The organism is Streptomyces sp., from assembly GCF_050698815.1.
In the GTDB taxonomy this organism is placed as follows: Bacteria; Actinomycetota; Actinomycetes; order Streptomycetales; family Streptomycetaceae; genus Streptomyces.
The window spans coordinates 1-4,615 of sequence record NZ_JBOHCV010000013.1 but is presented as its reverse complement, the minus strand read 5'-3'; the positions used below and the strand labels follow the sequence as shown (position 1 = coordinate 4,615).

Annotated in this window: 4 protein-coding genes; 3 read left to right on the top strand and 1 reads right to left on the bottom strand. The window is 70.1% G+C overall.

Annotation, left to right across the window (positions count from 1 at the left end; translation table 11 throughout):
- The coding region (locus ACRDP3_RS00380) for an ABC transporter permease (RefSeq protein WP_431514749.1) at positions 1-368 on the top strand (368 nt) is incomplete at its 5' end.
- Positions 369-650: 282 nt separating this feature from the next.
- Entirely contained in the window at positions 651-1,550 is a 900-nt protein-coding gene (locus ACRDP3_RS00375; RefSeq protein WP_431514748.1) for a S1 family peptidase, read from the top strand.
- A gap of 130 nt (positions 1,551-1,680) precedes the next feature.
- On the opposite strand, the gene ACRDP3_RS00370 is transcribed toward ACRDP3_RS00375, so the two are convergent.
- The gene (locus ACRDP3_RS00370; protein ID WP_431514747.1) at positions 1,681-3,363 is read right to left on the bottom strand and encodes an AMP-binding protein; all 1,683 of its coding nucleotides are present in this window, start codon (positions 3,361-3,363) and stop codon (positions 1,681-1,683) included.
- 132 nt (positions 3,364-3,495) lie between these two features.
- Here ACRDP3_RS00370 and ACRDP3_RS00365 point away from each other — a divergent pair, with 132 nt between their 5' ends.
- Positions 3,496-4,608: a PP2C family protein-serine/threonine phosphatase gene (locus ACRDP3_RS00365; protein WP_431514746.1), complete on the top strand. Its 1,113-nt coding sequence runs from the start codon at positions 3,496-3,498 to the stop codon at positions 4,606-4,608.
- The last annotated feature ends 7 nt before the right edge of the window (positions 4,609-4,615 follow it).

Here is a 4,615-nt window from a genome sequence, read left to right as displayed (position 1 = left end):
TGCCGCTGCCCGGGCCCGCTCAGTGGCCCGCGATCACCGTCGTGCTGGTGCTCGGTGCAGCCGGCTTCTGCGCCTTGGGCGTCGGCGTGGCCTCCCTGATCCGCAATGCCGAAGCGGCGCCCGCGGTGGTGCAGTTCGTCCTGTTCCCGCTGGTCTTCGTCTCCGGTACGTACATGCCGATCGACTCCGACATCCTGAACAGCGTTACCGCGGTGCTGCCGGTGAGGCCCTTCAACGAGTCCCTGATCGGCGCCTTCACCGGGGACGGCCCGCTCGCCTGGATGAACCTCGGGGTGCTGCTCGGCTGGGGCATCGCCGGGGCGATCGTCGCCGTCCGCCGCTTCCGCTGGGACCCCCGGCCGGAATGACCGCGGGCGCAAACCGGCCGGCCGGCCGACGGTGCGGCAGCGGCGGCAGGAGCGATCGAACAGAGGACTTGAACCTGGTGGCGAATTACATCGACATGTGCCCTATTGGGTTCCAACTGGCCCGATCGCCCTCGAAACAGGGTCTTGCCAGACGCGACCGCTGGCCGAATACTCCCCTTCAGCGCTTGTCAGGGGCACGCCGATTAACGCGGCGGATTCCTGCCTGCGCCTCACGGGCCCACCCACCCAACGGGCCCCCGGTTCCCCACAACTGGAGGAAAAGTGAGGATCAAGCTCCCCACCCCCCACGGCACCATCGCACGACGCGCGCGGCTCATCGCCGTGGCAGCCGGCCTCGCGGCCACCGCCGCAATCGCCGTCCCCGCGACCGGAGCAACCGCTCAGCCGGCCCCGAAGACCTTCAGTGCCGCCGCTCTCGACGACACGACCGATTCCCTGCGCACCGCCCACGTCGGCGGCACCGCCTGGTACATCGACAAGAAGGCCGACAAGGTCGTCGTCACGGTCGACCGCACGGTCTCCAAGGCCGAGGTAGCCAAGATCAAGAAGGAAGCCGGCGTGAACGTCGGCGCCCTCGAGATCAACCGCACCAAGGGCAAGTTCACCAAGCTCATCGCCGGTGGCGAAGCCATCACCACCGGTGGCGCCCGCTGCTCGCTCGGCTTCAACGTGCAGAACGGCAGCGGCACCAAGTTCGCCCTGACCGCGGGTCACTGCACCAACATCGGCAGCTCCTGGTCCATCGGCACGAGGGCCGGCAGCAGCTTCCCCGGTAACGACTACGGCATCATCCAGCACTCCAACCCGTCCGCCGCGGACGGCAGGGTCTACCTCTACAACGGCTCGTACCAGGAGATCACCGGCGCCGGCAACGCCTTCGTCGGCCAGTCCGTCCAGCGCAGCGGCAGCACCACCGGCCTGCACGGCGGCACCGTCACCGGCCTGAACGCCACCGTCGACTACGGACCCGACGGCGTCGTCACCGGCATGATCCAGACCAACGTCTGCGCCGAGCCCGGCGACAGCGGCGGTTCGCTCTTCTCCGGCAGCACCGCTCTCGGCCTGACCTCGGGCGGCAGCGGCAACTGCTCCTCCGGCGGCACCACCTTCTTCCAGCCGGTCACCGAGGCGATGAGCGCCTACGGTGTGAGCATCATCTGAGCCTCCCTCCACCCCGGTTGGAGACTCGTCCCAGCACCAAGCGCCGCCCCCGTCCGGGTCCTCGGACGGGGGCGGCGTGCTGCACCGCGCGGGCCGGCCGGGCCGGCCGGGCCGGTCTGCGCGTGTGGCATCAGTCGGAGGCGGGCTCCTCCTCCCGGCTCGCCGGCTCGCGCAGTTCGACCTTGCGGACCTTGCCGCTGACCGTCATCGGGAAGTCCGCCATGACCCGCAGCCGCCGCGGAATCTTGTAGTGCGCCAGACGGCCGTCGCAGAACGCGGTGATCTCCTGCGCGGTGGGCGGGTCGGCCGGGTCGGCCGGGATGACGCAGGCCAGGATCTCCTCGCCGTAGCGCTCGTCGGGTACGCCCACCACCTGCACGTCGGAGATCTTGGGATGGGTGTAGAGGAACTCCTCGATCTCGCGCGGGTAGACGTTCTCGCCGCCGCGAATGATCATGTCCTTGATGCGGCCGGTGATGGCGACGTAGCCGTCCTCGCGCATCACCGCGAGGTCGCCGGTGTGCATCCAGCGGCTCGCGTCGATGACCTCGTCCGTCCGCTCCGGCTCCTCCCAGTAGCCGAGCATGACCGAGTAGCCCCGGGTGCACAGCTCCCCCTGTTCGCCGCGCGGCACGGTCACGCCGCCGGCCGGGTCGATCACCTTGACCTCCAGGTGCGGCAGCACCCTTCCCACCGTCTCCGTGCGCCGCTCCAGGTCGTCGTCGGTGCGGGTCTGGGTGGAGACCGGCGAGGTCTCGGTCATCCCGTAGCAGATGGCCACCTCGGCCATGTGCATCTCGGCGACGACCCGCTTCATGACCTCCACCGGGCACGGTGAGCCCGCCATGATCCCGGTACGGAGAGTGGAGAGGTCGTAGGAGGCGAAGTCGGGCAGACCCAGCTCCGCGATGAACATCGTCGGCACCCCGTACAGCGACGTGCAGCCCTCGTCCTGGACGGCGCGCAACGTGGCCGCCGGCTCGAAGGAGGGCGCCGGGATGACGACGCAGGCTCCGTGGCTGGTGGCGGCGAGATTGCCCATGACCATGCCGAAGCAGTGGTAGAAGGGCACCGGCAGACACACCCGGTCCTGCTCGGTGTAGCTGATCAGTTCGCCCACGAAGTAGCCGTTGTTGAGGATGTTGTGGTGCGAGAGGGTGGCGCCCTTGGGGAATCCGGTGGTGCCCGAGGTGTACTGGATGTTGACCGGGTCATCGCAGCTCAACGTCGCTTCGACCGCGCGCAGCCGGTCCTCGGAAACATCATCGCCGGCGCCGGCCAGCGCGTCCCAGCCGGAGGTGCCGATGTGCACCGTCTCCCGCAGCCGGGGGCATTCGCCGGCCACCTCCCGGGCCATCGCGCGGTAGTCGCTGGACTTGTACGCGGTCGAGGCGATCAGCATCTCCACCCCCGACTGCCGCAGCACGTAGGCCAGTTCGTGCGTACGGTACGCGGGGTTGATGTTGACCATGACAGCCCCGATCCGCGCGGTGGCGTACTGCACCAGCAGCCACTCCGGGCAGTTGACCGCCCAGATGCCCACCCGGTCCCCCTTGCCGATGCCGCGCGCCAGCAGCCCGCGGGCGAGCCGGTCGACGTCGGCGACGAACTCCGCGTACGTCCAGCGCCGGCCTTCGGCGACGTCGACGAGTGCCTCGCGGTCGGGATGGGCGGCGGCGGTCCGGTCCAGGTTGCGGCCGATGGTGTCGCCGAGCAACGGCGTCGTAGCGGTCCCGCTCGTGTACGAGAGCGCCGTGGATTGTCCGGTCACCGAGTTCTCCTCGTCGTCATCCCACAGAGGTGCAACCAGCATCGTGCGGCGACCGCCCTGCCGGGCACCACCCCCGGACAGGACTGATCGCGATCGGCGACGTTGCCCGTACGCTCCGTCGCCGTCCTGAAGCCCTGAGAAGCGGGGCGGTCACGCCGGTGCGAACATGAAGAGGTGCGAGCACACCGGCTGGTGGATCTGAGGGGTGCGGGGAAAGCCCATCCCGCGCTGCTGCTGATACCGCTCTGCTGGATCGCGGCGGTCATGGCGGTCGACATCCCGGCCCCGGCGAACATCCACCTGGGCCCGCTGCTCGTGGCGGCGCCCGCGTTCACGGCGACCATCGCCGGGCCCCGGCTGACGGCGTCGATCGGCGCGCTCGCGGTCGCGGCACAGGTTTCCACCAGCATGGCACGAGGGGTGCTGGACACGGAGAACCTCGAGGCCCAGATCGCCGCACTGGTGCTCGTCTCGGTGCTCACCACCGTCTTCTGCCTGCTGCGCGGCAGACGCGACCGGCAGCTGGAGCAGACCCGGTCGGTGGCCGAGGTCGCCCAGCACGTACTGCTGCGGCCCATGCCTCGCCGCAGCGGCCCGCTGGAGATCGACTCCTTCTACCTCGCGGCGGAGGACGAGGCCGAGATGGGCGGCGACCTGCTCGCGGCCGCCCGTACCGTGAACAGCACCCGCGTGCTCATCGGCGATGTACGCGGCAAGGGCCTGCCCGCCTACAGCCAGGCCGCCCTCCTGCTGGGCGCCTTCCGCGCCGCGGCCCACCGGCAGGCCACCCTGACCAGGCTCGCCATCCACCTCGACGGCGCCATCCGCTGGGACACCAGTCAGTGGACGGCCGATAGGGACCTGGACACCGACGAATCCTTCGCGACCCTCATCCTGCTGGACGTTCCCGACGAGGACTGGGTGGTCCACGCCATCCACTGCGGCCATCCCCCGGCCCTGCTGCTGCGCCGGGGCACCGTCACGCCCTGCCCGACCCAGCCGGCCGACCTGCCCGTCGGCCTGGGCGGCTTCGCCGCAACGTCCCGCTACCACGTCGAAGCGCTCCCCTTCGATCCCGGTGACCTGCTGCTCCTCTACACCGACGGCGTCACCGAAGCCCGCGATGACACCGGGGACTTCTATCCGCTCGCCGAGCGGGCGACGGCCTGGACCAAGGACAGTCCGCACGACCTGATCGCACACCTGCGGGAAGACCTGCTCGCACACGCACACGGCGGCCTCGGTGACGACGCCGCGGCCGTCGCGATCCGGCGCCGGCCGACGTGAGGAGGCC

Coding starts and splice junctions, on each gene's coding strand:
- ACRDP3_RS00370 (WP_431514747.1), bottom strand. CDS start 3,363: ATGCTGGTTGCACCTCTGTGGGATGACGACGAGGAGAACTCGGTGACC.